The sequence below is a fragment of the Pigmentiphaga sp. NML030171 genome (assembly GCF_002188635.1).
Taxonomy (GTDB): domain Bacteria; phylum Pseudomonadota; class Gammaproteobacteria; order Burkholderiales; family Burkholderiaceae_B; genus Pigmentiphaga; species Pigmentiphaga daeguensis.
Window position 1 is genome coordinate 40,693 of record NZ_NINX01000047.1, and the last position, 18,380, is coordinate 59,072.

Annotated in this window: 17 protein-coding genes; 8 read left to right on the forward strand and 9 right to left on the reverse strand. The window is 66.5% G+C overall.

Features of this window, described 5'->3' with window-relative positions:
* The first annotated feature begins 44 nt into the window (after positions 1-44).
* From CDO46_RS24025 to gltA, 3 genes are read left to right on the forward strand one after another with little or no spacing between them, the layout of a single operon-like run.
* A complete protein-coding gene (locus tag CDO46_RS24025; RefSeq protein ID WP_087841095.1) occupies positions 45-761 on the forward strand; it encodes a succinate dehydrogenase iron-sulfur subunit in 717 nt (238 codons plus the stop codon).
* A gap of 7 nt (positions 762-768) precedes the next feature.
* Positions 769-1,029 (forward strand): succinate dehydrogenase assembly factor 2, encoded by a 261-nt coding sequence (locus tag CDO46_RS24030; RefSeq protein WP_087841148.1) that lies wholly within the window; start codon positions 769-771, stop codon positions 1,027-1,029.
* Positions 1,030-1,075: 46 nt separating this feature from the next.
* The gene (gene gltA / locus CDO46_RS24035) at positions 1,076-2,386 is read left to right on the forward strand and encodes a citrate synthase (RefSeq protein ID WP_087841096.1); all 1,311 of its coding nucleotides are present in this window, start codon (positions 1,076-1,078) and stop codon (positions 2,384-2,386) included.
* Between the two features lie 132 nt (positions 2,387-2,518).
* Here the strand turns inward: gltA and CDO46_RS24040 are convergent, their stop codons facing one another.
* Complete coding sequence (locus CDO46_RS24040; protein ID WP_087841097.1) at positions 2,519-3,055, reverse strand: rhodanese-like domain-containing protein; 537 nt, start codon at positions 3,053-3,055, stop codon at positions 2,519-2,521.
* Positions 3,052-3,384, reverse strand: a complete 333-nt coding sequence (locus tag CDO46_RS24045; RefSeq protein ID WP_087841098.1) for a helix-turn-helix transcriptional regulator — start codon at positions 3,382-3,384, stop codon at positions 3,052-3,054. Before CDO46_RS24045 ends, CDO46_RS24040 begins: the two co-directional genes overlap by 4 nt.
* Before the next feature lie 343 nt (positions 3,385-3,727).
* On the opposite strand from CDO46_RS24045, the gene aceA reads away from it, so the two are divergent.
* The 4 genes from aceA to lpdA all read left to right on the forward strand — a co-directional run bounded on the left by aceA (position 3,728) and on the right by lpdA (position 11,138).
* A complete protein-coding gene (aceA, locus tag CDO46_RS24050; RefSeq protein WP_087841099.1) occupies positions 3,728-5,047 on the forward strand; it encodes an isocitrate lyase in 1,320 nt (439 codons plus the stop codon).
* 329 nt (positions 5,048-5,376) lie between these two features.
* A complete protein-coding gene (locus CDO46_RS24055; protein WP_087841100.1) occupies positions 5,377-8,244 on the forward strand; it encodes a 2-oxoglutarate dehydrogenase E1 component in 2,868 nt (955 codons plus the stop codon).
* A gap of 97 nt (positions 8,245-8,341) precedes the next feature.
* Positions 8,342-9,574 carry a 2-oxoglutarate dehydrogenase complex dihydrolipoyllysine-residue succinyltransferase gene (gene odhB / locus CDO46_RS24060; RefSeq protein ID WP_087841101.1) on the forward strand — a complete coding sequence of 411 codons (1,233 nt, stop codon included), beginning with the start codon at positions 8,342-8,344 and terminating at the stop codon, positions 9,572-9,574.
* 136 nt (positions 9,575-9,710) lie between these two features.
* Positions 9,711-11,138, forward strand: coding sequence for a dihydrolipoyl dehydrogenase (gene lpdA, locus CDO46_RS24065; RefSeq protein ID WP_087841102.1), 1,428 nt, complete (start codon positions 9,711-9,713; stop codon positions 11,136-11,138).
* A 146-nt stretch (positions 11,139-11,284) separates the two neighbouring features.
* On the opposite strand, the gene purB is transcribed toward lpdA, so the two are convergent.
* The 6 genes from purB to CDO46_RS24095 are packed head-to-tail and all read right to left on the reverse strand — an operon-like array spanning position 11,285 to position 16,559.
* Positions 11,285-12,643: an adenylosuccinate lyase gene (gene purB, locus CDO46_RS24070; RefSeq protein WP_087841103.1), complete on the reverse strand. Its 1,359-nt coding sequence runs from the start codon at positions 12,641-12,643 to the stop codon at positions 11,285-11,287.
* A 55-nt stretch (positions 12,644-12,698) separates the two neighbouring features.
* Positions 12,699-13,043: a carboxymuconolactone decarboxylase family protein gene (locus tag CDO46_RS24075; protein ID WP_087841104.1), complete on the reverse strand. Its 345-nt coding sequence runs from the start codon at positions 13,041-13,043 to the stop codon at positions 12,699-12,701.
* 32 nt (positions 13,044-13,075) lie between these two features.
* Entirely contained in the window at positions 13,076-14,047 is a 972-nt protein-coding gene (locus tag CDO46_RS24080) for a tripartite tricarboxylate transporter substrate binding protein (protein ID WP_087841105.1), read from the reverse strand.
* Positions 14,048-14,096: 49 nt separating this feature from the next.
* The gene (locus tag CDO46_RS24085; RefSeq protein WP_087841106.1) at positions 14,097-14,837 is read right to left on the reverse strand and encodes an enoyl-CoA hydratase/isomerase family protein; all 741 of its coding nucleotides are present in this window, start codon (positions 14,835-14,837) and stop codon (positions 14,097-14,099) included.
* Positions 14,830-15,345: a cysteine dioxygenase gene (locus CDO46_RS24090; protein WP_279815099.1), complete on the reverse strand. Its 516-nt coding sequence runs from the start codon at positions 15,343-15,345 to the stop codon at positions 14,830-14,832. Before CDO46_RS24090 ends, CDO46_RS24085 begins: the two co-directional genes overlap by 8 nt.
* 47 nt (positions 15,346-15,392) lie before the next feature.
* Entirely contained in the window at positions 15,393-16,559 is a 1,167-nt protein-coding gene (locus CDO46_RS24095; protein ID WP_087841108.1) for a CaiB/BaiF CoA-transferase family protein, read from the reverse strand.
* A 99-nt stretch (positions 16,560-16,658) separates the two neighbouring features.
* Here CDO46_RS24095 and CDO46_RS24100 point away from each other — a divergent pair, with 99 nt between their 5' ends.
* A complete protein-coding gene (locus CDO46_RS24100; RefSeq protein ID WP_087841109.1) occupies positions 16,659-17,441 on the forward strand; it encodes an IclR family transcriptional regulator in 783 nt (260 codons plus the stop codon).
* An 18-nt stretch (positions 17,442-17,459) separates the two neighbouring features.
* Here CDO46_RS24100 and CDO46_RS24105 read toward each other — a convergent pair whose 3' ends face one another.
* Positions 17,460-18,329, reverse strand: a complete 870-nt coding sequence (locus CDO46_RS24105; RefSeq protein WP_087841110.1) for a hypothetical protein — start codon at positions 18,327-18,329, stop codon at positions 17,460-17,462.
* Positions 18,330-18,380: the final 51 nt, after the last annotated feature.

Sequence of the window (18,380 nt, forward strand, 5' to 3'; positions counted from 1 at the left end):
CGCGGCGCCCAGGGTGAGGACCCCAACTTTTTTGGAGTGCTCTGATGAGTGCTAAACGTGTTGTGAAGTTCGAAATCTACCGCTACGACCCCGACAAGGACGAGCGTCCCTACATGCAGAAGCTCGAGGTCGAGCTGGGCCCGAACGACAAGATGCTGCTTGACGCGCTGGTGCGCATCAAGAACGACGTCGACGACAGCCTGTCCTTCCGCCGCTCGTGCCGCGAGGGCGTGTGCGGGTCCGACGCCATGAACATCAACGGCAAGAACGGCCTGTCGTGCACGACCAACCTGCTCGACCTGAAGCAGCCCATCGTGCTCAAGCCGCTGCCCGGCCTGCCGGTCATCCGCGACCTGATCGTGGACATGACCCACTTCTTCAACCAGTACCACTCGGTCAAGCCGTTCCTGATCAACGACACGCCGCCGCCCGAGAAGGAGCGCCTGCAGTCGCCCGAGGCCCGCGAAGAGCTGGACGGCCTGTATGAGTGTATTCTGTGTGCTTGCTGCTCGACGTCGTGCCCGTCGTTCTGGTGGAACCCCGACAAGTTCGTGGGGCCGGCCGGACTGCTGCAGGCCTACCGCTTCCTCGCGGACAGCCGCGACGAGGCGACCGGGGAACGTTTGGACAACCTCGAGGATCCATACCGTTTGTTCCGTTGCCACACCATCATGAACTGCGTCGACGTCTGTCCCAAGGGGCTGAACCCCACCCGGGCAATAGGCAAGATCAAGGAAATGATGGCCCGGCGGGCGATCTGACGCCGTGGTGCCGGAGTTTTCCCTGCATGACCGGACGCGCCTGCGCTGGCGCGCCCGGCGCGGGCTGCTCGAGAACGACCTGATACTGACGCGTTTCCTGGACGCGTACGAATCCCGGCTCACCGACGCCGACGTGGCGGAGTTGACCCGGTTGCTCGAGCTGTCCGACAACGAGCTGATGGACTATCTGCTGGCTCGCAAGGAACCCGAGGGAGACCTTGCCACGCCGGCCATGCAGGATTTGCTGAAGCGGCTGCGCTCGGTGTGAGCGGCCGAGTCCATGTGAACTGATTTTGATGGAAGAGGAACATCCGATGAAACTGTCCGACAAGAAAGCGATCCTGACCTTCTCCGATGGGAGCCAGGGTGCCGAGTTTCCGGTTTATGAAGGCACGATCGGCCCGTCGGTCGTGGATATCCGCAAGCTGTACGCGCAAACCGGGATGTTCACTCTCGACCCTGGTTTCATGTCGACGGCGGCTTGCTCGTCCAGCATCACCTACATCGACGGCGACAAGGGTGAACTGCTGTACCGCGGCTATCCGATCGAACAGCTGGCGGTCAAGTGCGACTTCCTGGAAACCAGCTACCTGATCCTGAACGGCGAGCTGCCCAACGCCAAGCAGAAGGCCGACTTCGACCATCTGGTGACCCATCACACCATGGTCAACGAGCAGCTGCAGTTCTTCCTGCGCGGATTCCGCCGCGACGCCCACCCGATGGCCGTGCTGACCGGCCTGGTCGGCGCGCTGTCGGCGTTCTACCACGATTCGATCGACATCACCCAGCCCAAGCACCGCGAGATCTCGGCCATCCGCCTGATCGCCAAGATGCCTACGCTGGTGGCCATGGCCTACAAGTACTCGGTCGGCCAGCCCTACGTCTATCCGAAGAACGACCTGTCCTACACCGGCAACTTCCTGCGCATGATGTTCGCCACGCCGTGCGAGGAATACCAGGTGAATCCGGTCATCGAGCGCGCGCTCGACCGCATCTTCATCCTGCACGCCGACCACGAGCAGAACGCCTCGACCTCGACCGTGCGCCTGTGCGGCTCGTCGGGCACCAATCCGTTCGCGGCCATCGCGGCGGGCGTGGCTTGCCTGTGGGGTCCGGCCCACGGCGGCGCCAACGAAGCGGCGCTGCAGATGCTGGAAGACCTCCTGGCCGCCGGCGGCGTCGACAAGCTGGGCGAGTTCGTCGCCAAGGTCAAGGACAAGAACTCGGGCGTGCGTCTGATGGGCTTCGGCCACCGCGTCTACAAGAACTACGATCCGCGCGCCAAGCTGATGCAGGAAACCTGCCGCGAAGTGCTCGAAGCCCTGGGCCTGCAGGACGATCCGCTGTTCAAGCTGGCCATGGCCCTGGAAAAGATCGCCCTGGAAGACGATTACTTCGTCCAGCGCAAGCTGTACCCGAACGTCGATTTCTACTCGGGTATCGTCCAGCGCGCCATCGGCATCCCGACCCAGCTGTTCACGGCCATCTTCGCGCTGGCCCGCACCGTGGGCTGGATCGCGCAGTGGGACGAAATGATCTCCGATCCCGACTACAAGATCGGTCGCCCCCGCCAGCTGTTCACCGGTTCGCCCGCGCGCGACGTGCCGGACCTGGGCAAGCGCTGATCCCTTGGCCGGCGGCTTGCCGCCGGCGAGCGAGGTCCTTCCCCGAAACCCGCCTGCTTGCAGGCGGGTTTTTTTCATCGCCGGACCGTCCCAAGAAGAAAAAGTGCCCCCTTGAGGGAGCATCGCCGCGGGTCAGAGGCTTCGGGCGGCCAGGCCGCGCCGGTTCCACGGCAGCCTGGCCAGCACACGGGCCAGGCCGCAGAAGCCGGACAGCCCGGCGAATACCAGCCCGCCACCGACCAGCCCGGACAACAGGTGGAACCAGGGACTGATCGTCACGCCCAGGACCACGCCCAGCACGACCAGCGTGCCGGCAACGATCTGGACCTGCCGCTGGAGCTCCAGCGGCTGGGAGCGATCCCGCACCACGGGCAGGCCGGCGCGTTTCCAGGCATCGAGTCCGCCTTCCAGGATGCAGGCGTCGCCAGGGGCTTGGGCGGCCAGCGCCTGCGCATGCATGCGCGTGCGGTTGCCGGATCGGCAGTGAAAGACGATGGACGTGCCGGGGACGGCCAGCGGCCCGGCGTCGGCCAGCCGGGCAAGCGGTATGTGGCGCGCGCCCGGGATGCGTTCCCGCGCGTGTTCGTCGGCATCGCGGATGTCGACCAGCAGGGCGCCCTGGTCGAGCAGGGCGGAGGCGGCGTGGGGGGGAAGCAGGCGGGGCGTCATGATGTGCTGTCCTTGGAAGGGGGGCAGAAGATCGCCTTGAGCGTGGCGATCAGCCGCGCCACGTCGGGGTTGGCGATGCGGTAGTGCAGGGTCTGGGACGTCCTGCGGAACGAGACCAGGCCTTCGTCGCGCATCCTGGCCAGGTGCTGGGACAGCGCGGACTGGCTGAGCGGCACCTGGGCCAGCAGTTCGCCCACGGTGAGCTCGCCGTGTTCGATCAGCAGGCACAGCACCAGCAGCCGGGATTCGTTGCCTACCGAGCGCAGCAGCGCCGCGGCCTGGGCGGCTCCTTCTTGCATGAAGCGCCTGTCTTCCGGGGATAAGGGCATGGTCTTGATTGATTAGTAAAATCTAATTTAGATAATTCTAAATAAATGGGCGGAAATTGTCCATCAAGATGGCCAATTCTCGTATCTTGGTTCGATCCCGCACATCGCAAAATCGCGCGAAGCCGATCGTTGCTTCGCAAAAAAACCGGCTTTCATAGGCCGGTTTTTTTTTCTCATCATGGAATTTAAATTTTAAGTTATTGATTTTTTTAAATAAAAAATAATTCTTATACAAGAGAAGAAAGATTGATTGCATTGCAGCATATCTATAGATTGTTTCTTACCCGGCACCGCGGCCGCCAGGATTTCCAACCGTCGTTCCCTACCCTTGAAGGAGACATTCATGTCACAACGCAACGCCGAAATCGAGAAGCTGGAGCAGGAGTGGCGCGAGAACCCGCGCTGGAAGGGCCTGCGCCGGGGCTACGACGCCGAACGCGTCGTGGCGCTGCGGGGCTCGGTGCAGCCCGAGCACACCCTGGCCCGCCGTGGCGCCGAGAAGCTCTGGAAGATGCTGAACGAGGAACCCTTCGTCAATTCGCTGGGCGCGATGACGGGCAACCAGGCCATGCAGCAGGTCAAGGCCGGGCTGCGCGCCATCTACCTGTCCGGCTGGCAGGTCGCGGGCGACGCCAATCTGGCGGGCGAGATGTATCCCGACCAGTCCCTGTATCCGGCCAACTCCGTCCCGTCGGTCGTGCGCCGTATCAACAATGCCTTGCAGCGCTGCGACCAGGTCCAGTGGATGGAGGGCGGCCGGCCGGGCACCCCGGATTACATCGATTATTTCGCACCCATCGTGGCCGATGCCGAGGCCGGCTTCGGGGGTGTCCTGAACGCCTTCGAGCTGATGAAGGCCATGATCGACGCGGGCGCCTCCGGCGTGCATTTCGAGGACCAGCTGGCTTCGGTCAAGAAGTGCGGCCACATGGGCGGCAAGGTCCTGGTGCCCACGCGCGAAGCCGTCTCCAAGCTGATCGCCGCGCGCCTGGCCGCCGACACGCTGGGCGTGCCGACGCTGCTGCTGGCCCGCACGGACGCCGACGCGGCCGACCTGATCACCAGCGACGTCGATGAGAACGACCGGCCGTTCATTACCGGCGAGCGCACGGTCGAAGGCTTCTTCCGCACGCGGGCGGGCATCGACCAGGCCATCTCCCGCGGATTGGCCTATGCGGCGTATGCCGACCTGATCTGGTGCGAGACCTCGACCCCCAACCTGGACTACGCGCGCCGCTTCGCCGAGGCCATTCACAGCCGGTATCCGGGCAAGCTGCTGGCCTACAACTGCTCGCCGTCGTTCAACTGGAAGAAGAACCTGGACGACGCCACGATCGCCAGGTTCCAGCGCGAACTGGGCGCCATGGGCTACAAGTTCCAGTTCATCACGCTGGCCGGTTTCCATGCGCTGAACTACGGCATGTTCGACCTGGCCTACGGTTATGCCCGCGAGCAGATGACGGCGTTCGTTGCCCTGCAGCAGAAGGAGTTCGCGGCAGCCGAGCGCGGCTTCACTGCGGTCAAGCACCAGCGCGAGGTCGGCACCGGCTATTTCGACGCGGTGACGCAGGCGGTGGAGGGCGGGCGGTCGTCCACCACCGCGCTGCACGGCTCGACCGAGGCCGAGCAATTCGAGGAGCATGCCGAGCAGAAAGTGGCGTGAGCGTGAAGAGGGCGTGATGGCTCCCGGTGTGGTGCATGCACCGCATCGGGAGCGGACAGGCGCTGCGTCGCAGCACCGGAACTTGCGGACATGCGCCGGGTCATCCAGTACAGTGGCTGTCGTCCAAACCGCCACACTCGCACGGCTTTTCCGAGCGAGGGAAGTCCCTAAGTGCTATGCTTTACAGGTTTATTGATTTAATTCCTTCCAACCGAAAGGTTCCATCAACCGCCTTCTGCACTAGCTATCCGCTAATCGGCCGAGCCGTGTCGCGGAAGGTCCGTCCTGCATCGAACGGGTGAAACACCCGGCAAGGTGAAGCGCAAATCATGTCCAGCATCCAAGAATCCAGCACCTCGTATCTGTTCGGGGGTAATGCGCCGTACGTGGAAGAACTCTACGAGGCCTACCTCGACAATCCGGGTTCCGTTCCCGACAACTGGCGCAATTATTTCGACCAGTTGCAGCACACGCCGGCGGTTGACGGCCAGGAATCCACCCGCGACCAGGCCCATGCGCCGGTCATCGAATCCTTTGCCCAGCGCGCGCGCGCCAATGCCTTCCTGCCGCGTACCGCCGAAAGCGACCTGTCGGTCGCGGGCAAGCAGGTCCACGTCCAGTCCATCATCGCCGCCTACCGCTATCTCGGCGCGCGCTGGGCCGATCTCGACCCGCTGCAGCGCCAGGAGCGCCCGGCCATCCCCGAGCTGGAGCCGAGCTTCTACGGCCTGACCGAAGCGGACATGGACAAGGTCTACTCCGCCACCAACACCTACTTCACGACCGCCGAGCACATGACGCTGCGCGAGATCGTGAAGGCGCTGCGCGACACGTACTGCCGCAGCATCGGCGTCGAGTTCATGCACGTGTCCGACCCGGTCATCAAGCGCTGGATCCAGCAACGCCTGGAAAGCACGCAAGCCACGCCCAGCCTGACGGCCGAGCAGAAGAAGCACGTGCTGGACCGCCTGACCGCCGCCGAAGGCCTGGAACGCTACCTGCACACCAAGTACGTCGGCCAGAAGCGCTTCTCGCTGGAAGGCGGCGAAAGCTTCATCGCGGCCATCGACGAGCTGATCCAGCATGCCGGCGAATGCGGCATCCAGGAAGTGGTGCTGGGCATGGCCCACCGCGGCCGCCTGAACGTGCTGGTGAACACGCTGGGCAAGATGCCCAAGGACCTGTTCGCCGAATTCGAAGGCAAGTACGACGACGGCGGCCTGGCTGCCGGCGACGTGAAGTACCACAAGGGCTTCTCGAGCGACATCTCGACCCGCGGCGGTCCCGTCCACGTGTCGCTGGCGTTCAACCCGTCGCACCTGGAAATCGTCAACCCCGTGGTCGAGGGCAGCGCCCGTGCGCGCCAGGAGCGCCGCGGCATGGAAGGCGGCAAGCAGGTGCTGCCCGTGCTGGTCCACGGCGACGCGGCCTTCATCGGCCAGGGTGTCGTCATGGAAACCCTGAACCTCGCGCAGACCCGCGGCTACGGCACGGGCGGCACGGTGCATCTGGTCATCAACAACCAGATCGGCTTCACCACCTCCGATCCGCGCGACACCCGCTCCACGCTGTATTGCACCGACGTGGTCAAGATGATCGAGGCGCCGGTGCTGCACGTGAACGGCGACGATCCCGAAGCCGTCGTGTTCGCCACCCGCCTGGCCCTGGACTTCCGCGTCGAGTTCCAGAAGGACATCGTGGTCGACATCGTCTGCTTCCGCAAGCTGGGCCACAACGAGCAGGACACGCCCGCGCTGACCCAGCCGCTGATGTACAAGCGCATCGGCCAGCACCCCGGCACCCGCAAGCTGTACGCCGACAAGCTGGCGGTGCAGGGCGTGATCGGCCCGGACGAGGGCGATGAATACGTCAAGCGCTTCCGCGCCGCCATGGACGAAGGCCGCCACACGGTCGATCCCGTCCTGACCGACTACAAGAACAAGTACGCCGTCGACTGGTCGCCCTTCCTGGGCCGCAAGTGGACGGACGCCGCCGACACCGCCATGCCGCAGGCCGAGCTCAAGCGCCTGGGCGAGCGCATCACGACGGTGCCGGAAGGCTTCAAGGTCCACCCCATCGTCGAGAAGGTACTGGCCGACCGCCGCGCCATGGCGCGCGGTGAAATGAACCTGGACTGGGGCATGGGCGAGCACCTGGCCTTCGCCAGCCTGGTGGCCGCCGGCTACCCGGTGCGCCTGACCGGCCAGGATTCGGGCCGGGGCACCTTCACCCACCGCCATGCCGTGCTGCACGACCAGAAGCGCGAGCGCTGGGATTCGGGCGTGTACGTGCCGCTGCAGAACGTGTCCGAAGCGCAGGCGCCGTTCCGCGTCATCGATTCGCTGCTGTCGGAAGAGGCCGTCATGGGCTTCGAGTACGGCTACTCGACCGCCGAGCCCAACTCGCTGGTGATCTGGGAAGGCCAGTTCGGCGACTTCGCCAACGGCGCCCAGGTCGTGATCGACCAGTTCATCAGCTCGGGCGAAGCCAAGTGGGGCCGCCAGTCGGGCCTGGTGCTGATGCTGCCGCACGGCTACGAAGGGCAGGGCCCCGAACACTCGTCGGGCCGCATCGAGCGCTTCCTGCAACTGTGCGCCGATACCAACATGCAAGTGGTGCAGCCGACCACCGCCGCGCAGATCTTCCATCTGCTGCGCCGCCAGATGATCCGCCAGTTCCGCAAGCCGCTGGTCATCTTCACGCCCAAGTCGCTGCTGCGAAACAAGGATGCCACCTCGCCGCTGTCCGACCTGAGCAAGGGGTCGTTCCAGACGCTGATCGGCGAAGTCGACGAGACGATCGACGCTTCCAAGGTCAAGCGCCTGCTGGTCTGCTCGGGCAAGGTCTACTACGACCTGGTCAACTCCCGCAAGGAGCGCGGCGCCAACGACGTGGCCATCGCCCGTGTCGAACAGCTGTATCCGTTCCCGCACAAGAGCCTGGCCGCCGAGCTCAAGAAGTACCCGAACGCCACCGAGGTGATCTGGGTGCAGGACGAGCCGCAGAACCAGGGCCCGTGGTTCTACGTGCAGCATCACCTGTACGAGAACATGGGCGAAGGCCAGAAGCTCGCCTACGCCGGCCGCCCGGCCTCGGCCTCGCCGGCCGTCGGCTACTACTCCAAGCACATGGAACAGCTCAAGGCGCTGCTCGACCAGGCCTTCGGCCGTCTCAAGGGCATCGTGCTGACCAAGTGATCCTTACGTCCGGGACCGCCGCTTGCAGGCGGCCCCGACTCCCGGCCGCGTGGCGCCGGTCCAAGAAAGAACTCCCCATACTTGCGGAATAACTGACATGGCTATAGTCGACGTAAAAGTCCCCCAATTTTCTGAATCGGTGTCGGAAGGCACACTGCTGACCTGGAAGAAGAAGCCGGGCGAAGCCATCTCGCGCGATGAAATCGTGATCGAGATCGAGACCGACAAGGTCGTGCTGGAAGTGCCGGCGCCCGCCGACGGCGTGCTGGCCGAGATCGTCAAGGCCGACGGCAGCACCGTTACCTCGGAAGAAGTGATCGCCAAGATCGACACGGAAGGCAAGGCCGGTGCCGCCGCCGCGCCCGCCGCCGCTGCGCCCGCTCCGGCCGCCGCCGCCCCGGCTCCCGCAGCGGCTCCTGCCGCCGCCCCGGCTGCCGCGCCTGCCACCTCGATCCCGTCGCCCGCCGCCGCCAAGCTGCTGGCCGAGCAGGGCATCGCCCCCGAGTCCGTGCAAGGCACGGGCCGCGGTGGCCGCATCACCAAGGGCGACGCCCTGGGCGCCGCCGCCGCCCCGGCCGCCAAGCCCGCCGCCGCGCCCATCGTCAACGAAGCCGCGACCCTGGTCAACGGCCGTCCCGAGCAGCGCGTGCCGATGAGCCGGCTGCGCGCCCGCGTGGCCGAGCGCCTGCTGCAATCGCAAGCGGAAAACGCCATCCTGACCACGTTCAACGAGGTCAACATGCAGGCCGTGATGGACCTGCGCGCCAAGTACAAGGACAAGTTCGAGAAGGAACACGGCGTCAAGCTGGGCTTCATGTCCTTCTTCGTGAAGGCCGCCGTGGCCGCGCTCAAGCGCTATCCCATCATCAACGCCTCGGTCGACGGCAAGGACATCGTCTACCACGGCTACTTCGACATCGGCATCGCCGTCGGCAGCCCGCGCGGCCTGGTGGTGCCCATCCTGCGCAACGCCGACCAGCTCAGCCTGGCCGACATCGAGAAGAAGATCGCCGAATTCGGCCAGAAGGCCAAGGAAGGCAAGCTCAGCCTGGACGACCTGACCGGCGGCACGTTCTCGATCTCGAATGGCGGCACCTTCGGCTCGATGCTGTCGACCCCCATCATCAACCCGCCGCAATCGGCCATCCTGGGCGTGCACGCCACCAAGGACCGCGCCGTGGTGGAGAACGGCCAGATCGTCATCCGCCCGATGAACTATCTGGCGATGTCCTACGACCACCGCATCATCGACGGCCGCGAGGCCGTGCTGGGCCTGGTCGCGATGAAGGAAGCCCTGGAAGACCCGCAGCGCCTGCTGCTAGACATTTAATCCCCCCCTACGCGCTTACGCGCGCCCCCCCAGGGGGGCGGCACTGGCCGACCGGCGGAGCCGGATCGGCGGTGCCCTGGGTTGAGACCCGCGTTGGCACTTGGGGTAGTTGGGTCCTTCTAACTGGAAAAATGAAATGAGTAAGCAATTCGACGTCGTCGTCATCGGTGCCGGTCCTGGCGGGTACATCGCCGCGATCCGCGCCGCACAACTGGGCATGTCGGTGGCCTGCATCGACGCCTGGAGCAATGCCAAGGGCGGTCCGGCCCCGGGGGGCACCTGCACCAACGTGGGCTGCATTCCCTCGAAGGCGCTGCTGCAATCGTCCGAGTACTACGAGCATGCCGGCCATCACTTTGCCGATCACGGCATCGAGGTCAAGGGCCTGGGCCTGGACCTGGACAAGCTGATCAGCCGCAAGGACACCGTCGTCAAGCAGAACAACGACGGCATCCTGTTCCTGTTCAAGAAGAACAAGGTCACCTTCTTCCACGGCACGGGCGCGTTCTCGGGCCAGGTCGACGGCGGCTGGTCCATCAAGGTTTCCGGCCCGGCCGAGGAAGAACTCGTCGCCAAGCACGTGATCGTGGCGACCGGTTCCAGCCCGCGCGCGCTGCCCGACCTGCCGTTCGATGAAAAGCAGGTGCTGTCCAACGACGGCGCGCTGGCCATCGGTGCCGTGCCCAAGCGCCTGGGCGTGATCGGCGCCGGCGTGATCGGCCTAGAGCTGGGAAGCGTGTGGCGCCGCCTGGGTTCGGAGGTGACCATCCTGGAAGCCATGCCGACCTTCCTGCCCGCCGCCGACGAGCAGATCGCCAAGGAAGCGCTGAAGGTCCTGACCAAGCAGGGCCTGAAGATCAACCTGGGCGTGAAGATCTCCGACGTGAAGTCGTCCGCCAAGAACGCCACGGTCAAGTACACCGACGCCGCCGGCGCCGAGCAGTCGCTGGTCGTCGACAAGCTGATCGTGTCCATCGGCCGGGTGCCCAATACCCAGGGCCTGAACGCCGAAGGCGTGGGACTGAAGCTGGACGAGCGGGGCTTCGTCGTGGTCGACGAGGACTGCCGCACCGGCCTGCCCAACGTCTGGGCCATCGGCGACGTCGTGCGCGGACCCATGCTGGCGCACAAGGCCGAGGAAGAGGGCGTTGCCGTGGCCGAGCGCATCGCCGGCCAGCATGGCCACGTCAACTTCAACACGATCCCGTCGGTCATCTACACCTCGCCCGAGATCTCGTGGGTGGGCCAGACCGAGCAGGCGCTCAAGACCGAAGGCCGCGCCTACAAGGCCGGAACCTTCCCGTTCCTGGCCAACGGCCGCGCCCGCGCGCTGGGCGACACGACCGGCATGGTCAAGGTCATCGCCGACGCCAAGACGGACGAGATCCTGGGCGTGCACATCATCGGCCCGCAGGCCTCCGAACTGATCTCGGAATGCGTGGTGGCCATGGAGTTCCGCGCGGCGTCGGAAGACATCGCCCGCATCTGCCATGCGCACCCGTCGCTGTCCGAGGCGGTCAAGGAAGCCGCGCTGGCGGTGGACAAGCGCTCTTTGAATTTCTGACAAGGGAAGCCCACCCCCTACGCCCTTCGGGCGCCCCCTCAAGGGGGCGGTACTGGCGGACCGGCGGAGCCGGATCCGCTGTGCCCTGGAGTCGGGATGCTGAGAAAAAACGGCCGTGAGGCCGTTTTTTTTGTCTTGAAGGGTGGTCAGGCCGTGGCGCCGCGGTGGGCGGCCACGACGCGGTCGACGAAGGCGCCGGCGGCGCCGGTGTAGGCTTGGGGATCCAGCATGCGGTCGATGTCCTCGGGCTTGAGGTGGCGGGCGATGGTCGGGTTGGCCAGCAGGCCGTCCTTGAACGTGCCGCCGCGCTCGAATACGTCCATGCAGATCTCGTAGACCAGCTCGTGGGCTTCCTGCCGGCCCAGGTGGTCGCCCAGCTTCATCATGACGGCTTCGGACAGCAGCAGGCCTTTCTGCACGAACAGATTGCGTTCCATGTTGTTGCCCCGGACGGTCAGGCCGGCGGTGACGTAGGCCAGCTTGGCGAAGGCCGCGTCGGCCATGCAGCACAGGCGGGTGACGAACTCGCGTTCGGTCTGGAGCACGATCTTGTCGCGCTCGTGCTCGGCCATCATGCCTTCCAGCCCCAGCGCCACGGTGCTGCGGACGACGCGCGAGATCGCCACGATGCCCTCGCAGGCGGGCGGGTTGCGCTTGTGGGGCATGGTGCTGCTGCCCACCTTGCCCAGGGTGAAGGGCTCTTCGAGTTCGGCGGTCTCGGTCTTCTGCAGGCTGTAGATCTCGTGGGCGATCTTGCCGGCGGTGCTGGTGCAGATCGCCAGCACGCAGGCCAGTTCGGCGATGCCGTCGCGCGCCACGTGCCAGCAGATCTCGGGGCAGGCCAGGCCCAGTTCCTTGAACAGGGCCTCCTGGACCTCGATGCCGCGGTCGCCCAGGGCGGCCAGCGTCCCGACCGCGCCCGAGAACTGGCCGACCAGCACCCGTTCCTTCATCTGCCGCAGGCGCTCCAGGTTGCGGCCGATCTCGGCCGCCCATACCGCGGCCTTGAAGCCGAAGGTGATGGGCAAGGCCTGCTGGCCGTGGCTGCGTCCCGCCATGGTCTGGTCGCGATGCCGCTCGGCCAGCGCGATGACATGGGCAAGCGCCCGGCGGTAGTTGCCCTCGATCTGTTCCAGCGCTTCCTTGACCTGCAGGATGGTGCCGGTGTCGACGATGTCCTGCGTCGTCGCGCCCCAGTGGATGAATTCCCCGGTGTCGCCGTCGCACACTTTCTTCATGGCCCGCAGCAGCGGAACGATGGGGTGGCTGGTGCGATCCATTTCCTGCTTCAGTTCCGCCAGGTCGATGAGCTCCACCCTGGCCTTGGCCTGGATCTCGTCGGCGGCGTGCCGGGGAATGATGTCCATGCGGGCTTGCACGCGAGCAAGGGCGGCTTCCACGTCCAGCCATTTCTGGACGGTCTGTTCGTCGCTGAAAATGGCCCGGGTGGCGGCGGTGCTGAACTGGTCTCGGAACAGCGCGCTGTCGATGACGTAGGCGCTCATGGGGTTTGTCTCCTGTCGATGGGCGTGAATGGGCGATGCCGGGCGCAATCCGCTTTCACGCGGAGGCGTTCTGCTGGAAGGCTTCCATGGCATGCAGCGAATAGACGTAGGCCGCGCCGGCATTCAGCGCGATGGCCGTTCCCAGCGCGTCGCTGACTTCGGCTTCGGTGGCGCCGGCCTTGACCGCCGCCGCGGCATGCGAGGAAATGCAGCCGTCGCAGCGGGTGGTGACGGCCACGGCCAGTGCGATCAGCTCGCGCGTCTTGGCATCCAGCGCGCCGTTGGTGCCCAGCGCGGCATTCAGGCCCCGGTAGGCCTCCAGTACCTTGGGGTTGGTGTTGCCCAGCTTGTTGGACGACTGGCGCAGGGTGCCCAGCAGTTCCTTCCAGTTCTCGAACATGTGTTGCTCCTGTCTATGGGGATGGGGGCGTGTCAATCGACCTTGGTGCCGGCGGCACTGATCACCTTCTTCCAGAGGGCGATGTCGTCGGCAAGGAAAGAGGCGAAGAATTCCGGCGTGCTGTTCATGGGCTCGACGCCGGCCTGCATCAGCTGGTTGCGGAATTTCTCGTCCGCCAGCGCGTCGTTCACCGCCTGGTTCAGGCGCCTGACGATGGCCGGCGGGGTGCCGGCCGGCGCCAGCAGGCCGTACCAGGCGGCCACGTCCATGCCGTCCACGCCGGCCTCCGCCAGCGTGGGAATGTCGGGCACGGCGGCGGACCGCTTCGAGCTGGTCAGCCCGAGCACTTTGACCTTGTCGCTACCCATCAGCGCGGACATGGACGGGATGTTGATGAAGGTGAACTGGACCTCGCCGGTCTGCACGCCGTTGATGGACGGCCCCGACCCCTTGTAGGGAACGTGCGTGGCCGAGATGCCTGTCCGCAGCTTGAACAGCTCGGCGGACAGGTGCTGGGTGCTGCCGTGTCCGGACGAGGAGAAGTTCAACGCCCCCGGATGCTGCTTGCCATAGGCGACGAGCTGCTTGACGTCCTTGACCGGCAGCTTGCTGGAGACCACGAGCAGGTTGGGGCTCTGGCCGAATACCGCGATGGGCGCGAAGCTCTTGACGGGGTCGTAGTCGAGCTTGGGGAACAGGCTGACGTTGATCGCCAGCGCCGACGAGCTCAGGAACAGGGTGTAGCCGTCGGGGTCGGCCCGGGAAACGTAGGTGGCGCCGATGTTCTGGCCCGCGCCGGGCCGGTTCTCCACGATCACGGATTGACCGAGTTTTTCCCCGAGCTGCTGCGCGAGCAGGCGGGCCGTCATGTCGGTGCCGCCGCCGGGCGTATAGCCGACCACGATCTTGACCGCGCGGGTCGGGAAGGACGCGGTGTCGGAAGCCGCCTGGGACAACGGGCTCAGCAATACCAGTGCCGCGCCTGCGGCAAGACGATGAAGCATGGATGTCTCCTGTCGGGCGCCTCTGCGAGGGCGCTTGTGGTGGAAGGGATTACTGCTGCCTGGCCGCGCGCACGCGCGCGGCGTACTCCTGGATGCGTTGCTTGAGCCCTGGCCGGGCGGCCGAGCGGGCCAGCAGCGCAAGGTCGGGATCGTCGGCCTGCGCCGTCCGCATCGCCTGGTCCAGCAGGGCCTGGGTGCCGGCGTCCGGGGCGTGCGCGGCAGGCGCATCCAGGTTCCGCGCCGCATCGATGCGTGCCTGGGCAAGGCCGGCCGCCAAGGCCTCGTCGGCGTCGATCCAGCGACCGGAGCGTATCCAGTCCTGGGCCGTGTCGCCGCCCACCAGCGCAGCCAGGCGGCGCGTGCCGAGCACCAGGCCGAAGCCGGCGGCGCCCGGGAAGGCGAACGAAGCGTCGTCGCGTATGAGCCGGCGCCGGCAGGCGGCGAAGAGGTCGGCACCGGCGCCGGCGACCCGGCCGTGGGCGACGGCGACCGTTTCGAAGGGAGCCCGGTGCACGGCCTGCAGCAGCAGTTCGATGCGGATGAAACGTGCAAGCAGGGAGTCGTCGGTTTCCCGGTCCAGGGCCGACAGGTCCACGCCGGTGCAGAAGTGACGGCCCGCGCCCTCGATCACGAGGCAGCGCACATCGTCCCGGACGCAGGCGTTTACGGCCTCGGACAGCGCGGCGACGAGGGCGGCCGACAGGGCGTTGCCGCAGGTCGGCCGGTCGAGCACGAGGCGGCGCACGCCCGAGCCGGCATCGGTCTCGATCTGGAGCAAGGCTTCAGGCATTGGCGTATCCGGAGACGAAGGACTTGGCGGCGCCGGTCTCGGCGTCGTAGACATGGCGGGACTGCTTGCCGATGTCCGTACCGTAGACGTGGATGCTGATCGAGACCCGATCGTCGTAGGCATTGCGCACGAGGTGGATGTCGCCGATGGACGGGGACACGCAAGTGGTTTGCCCGGGCTCGATGCGCTCTTCGATGGCAGCGGGGACCAGGCGTCCGTTTTCGCGGGCATAGGCGCGCGAGTATTCGGCGCCGCGCAGCATGCCGATCACGCCCCAGGTGCAATGGTCGTGTATGGGCGTGCGCTGTCCCGGGCCCCAGACGAAGCTGACCACCGAATAGCGGCCGGCGGGATCCCGGTGCAGCAGGTATTGCTGATAATGGACCGGGTGCGGACGCGAGCAGTCCCCGGGCAGCCAGTCGTCGTGAGCCACGAGCTCGCGTAGCAACGCCGCGCAGGCCTCGACGGCATGAGGCTCGTCCGGCGCGGTGCCGAGGGCGGCGTCCATGCCGCGGACGAAGGCGGCCAGCCGGCCGGGTAGGGGGATCGTGGCGGTCATGCCTGGGGCTCCCGGTTCAAGGCGTTGCGGATTTCGTCGTCGTGTTCGCCCAGCGCGGGCGGGGTACGCCGTATCGGCGGCGATCGTCCGTCCAGGCGGACCGGCGAAGCGAAGGTGCGCGTTTCGCGTCCGCCGGGCAGGCGCAGTCCCCGTACCCAGTCCATGTGCTCGACCTGGGGGTCGGCCAGCGCCGACGCGTAGTCGTTGATGCGGGCATGGGGCACGCCGGCCTGCCGGAAGACATCGATCCAATAGTCCACGCCGTGCAGCGCGAAGCGGGTCTCCAGGATGTCCTTCAGCGCCTCCTGGTTGCGCGCCCGGTCCAGGATGCTGCCGAAGCGCGGGTCGTGCGCCAGCTCGGGAAGTTCGACGGCGCGCACGACCGCGCGCCACAGGTTGTCGTTGCCGGCGGCGATCGCGAAATGGCCGTCCGCGGCGCGATAGGCCTGGTAGGGGGCGTTGCGGGGGTGGGCCGAGCCCAGCTTGCGCGGGTTCACGCCCGTGCCGAAGTATTCGCTGGTCTGCAGCGCGCCGATGGCGAGCGTGCAGCCGAACATGGGAATGTCGAGGTGCGCGCCACGGCCGGTCCGTACCGCTTTCAGCAGCGATGAAGCCACGGTGAAGGCCGCGTACAGGCCCGACGAGAAATCGGAGATCGGGACGCCGCATTTGACCGGCGCGTCCGAATCGCCGGTCACGCTCATCACGCCGGCGGCTGCCTGCATGGTCAGGTCGAAGCCGCCTTCCTGGGCGCGCGGGCCGCTCTGCCCGTAGGCGGAGATCGAGCAATAGACCAGGGCGGGATTGCGCGCCGACAGCGCCGCGTAGCCCAGTCCCAGGCGGTCCATGACGCCGGGGCGGTTGTTCTCGATGAGGACGTCGGCCTTGTCCACCAGCGCGCGCGCGGTGGCGGCGTCCGCGGGGTTCTTCAGGTCCAGCACCACCGAGCGCTTGTTGCGGTTCAACGAGGCGAAGTTCTCGCTGTATCCCTCGCTGAGCGGCGGCCAGGCGCGCATGGCGTCGCCCCCGGGCGCCTCCACCTTGACGACCTCGGCACCCAGGTCGGCCAGCAGCATGCCGCAGAACGGGCCGGCCGCGATCGAGCAGAACTCGATGACGGTGATGCCGGCCAACGGCAGTTCGCGGGGTTCGATGTCGCTCATGGGGGCTATGTCTCCTTGTCGAATTGGAGAGAGCTTATGAGCGTTCTCAGAAGAGGTACAACTGTTCTAGAATATGGAACGATCTAGCGAGGCATCACCATGAACAACACCTTGCTCAAGGGGCTGGCCGTCATCGAGTTGCTGGCGCGCAGCCAGGGCGCCATGGGCGTCACGGACATCGCCCGGGCGCTGGGCCTGCCGAAGAGCAACGCGCACCGGCTGTTGCAGGCGCTGGCCGGGCAGCGCTACGTGATCCGCCACGACGGCGGTTCGTACAGCATTTCGATCAAGCTCTGGGAGCTGGGCTCGGCCGCCTTGTCGGGGTTCGACCTGCGCCGCCACGCGGAAGGCGTCATGGATGCCCTCATGGACGCCACGGGCGAGTCCGTGCACCTGTCGGTCCTCGACCAGAAGGAGGTCGTCTACGTCCATAAGGTCGAAAGCCTGAATCCGGTCCGGGCTTATTCGCAGATAGGCGGACGCGCGGCCGCCCATTGCGTGGCCACCGGCAAGGCGATGATCGCCTTTCGCACTGCGCAGTGGCTGCAGGCGATGTCGCAGGAGCTGGTGGCATATACCCCTCACACCATCGTCGATCCGGCCGCCTTCGCGGCCGAGATGGCGCAGATCCGCAAGCGGGGCTACGCCGTCAATCGCTGCGAGTGGCGCGAGGCGGTCAGCGGCGTGGCGGCGCCGATACGAGACGGCATGGGCCACGTCATCGCGGCCATCGGCGTCTCCGGACCCGATGCGAGATTCAAGCCGCGCCGCTTGCGCGAGTTCTCCGAGCGCGTGCTCCTGGCCGCCCGGGAGTTGTCCGAGGGCCTGTCCGGCGGGCCGGACCATGGTTTGTCCCACGTGGCCAGCGCCTGGCGGCCCTGACGCTCCCGCCCGCGGCTTTCAGCACGCGCTGCCGGCCCAATGGCCGCTGACCAGGCCGTCCGGCCGTTGCCGGGCCTGGACGCGGGCGCTGTCCGCCCAGGCGTCGCGCCGGACCTGCAGGCCGGCATAGATGCCGTAGCCCGCGCCGCAGCCGATCTCGCCGCCCGCCTCGACCCCTTCGCCGGCCCGGATCGAGCCCTGGGCCAGGATGTCGCCCAGGGCCTTGATGCCCCATGCCGATTCGATGTGATTGCCGGCCGTGACGTTGCCGCCGGCCAGGATGCCCTGGACGGCCACCAGGTCGTGCCCGGCGCCGATGTCGACGCCTGCCTTGATGCCGCGGCCGCTGCGCAGCGCGTGGCCGGCCTGGATGCTGCCGTCGGCCTGGAGCATCAGCCCGGCCACGATGTCGCCGCCGGCCTGGATGTCCCACTTGGCGCGGCAATGCCCGCCCGCGTCGAGCTGGGTGGCTGCCTCGATGCCCCAGCCGGCCGAGATGTCGCCGCCGGCGCGGATATGGCCGCCGCTGGCCAGATTGCCCGCGGCTTCGATGTCGCTGCCGGCCACGATGGCGGTGCCGGCGCGTATGCCGCCGCCCGTGCACAGATGGCGGCCGGCGCGCACCAGCGTGTCGACATTGATGCCGCTGCGGACTTCGAGCGTGCCCGCGAACACGATGGCGTGGGCGTCGACCGTGTCCAGTCGCAAGACGGTGTCCACCGGTCCGAACTGGTCCAGCAGCCAGCAGGCGTCATCGACCCGGCCATCGGCCACCAGGGCATCGAGGATGGCTTGATAGTCTCCGTGTCCGTTGTGGTCTCGGATGAACCAGCGGTAGCCGCCGGTGCAGGGGTTCTTGGCTTTGACGAATTGCTTGGTGAGTTCCATGGTGCCTGGCGCTGGCGATGAGCAAGGGCGCCCGCGTGGAGCAAGGCTGCA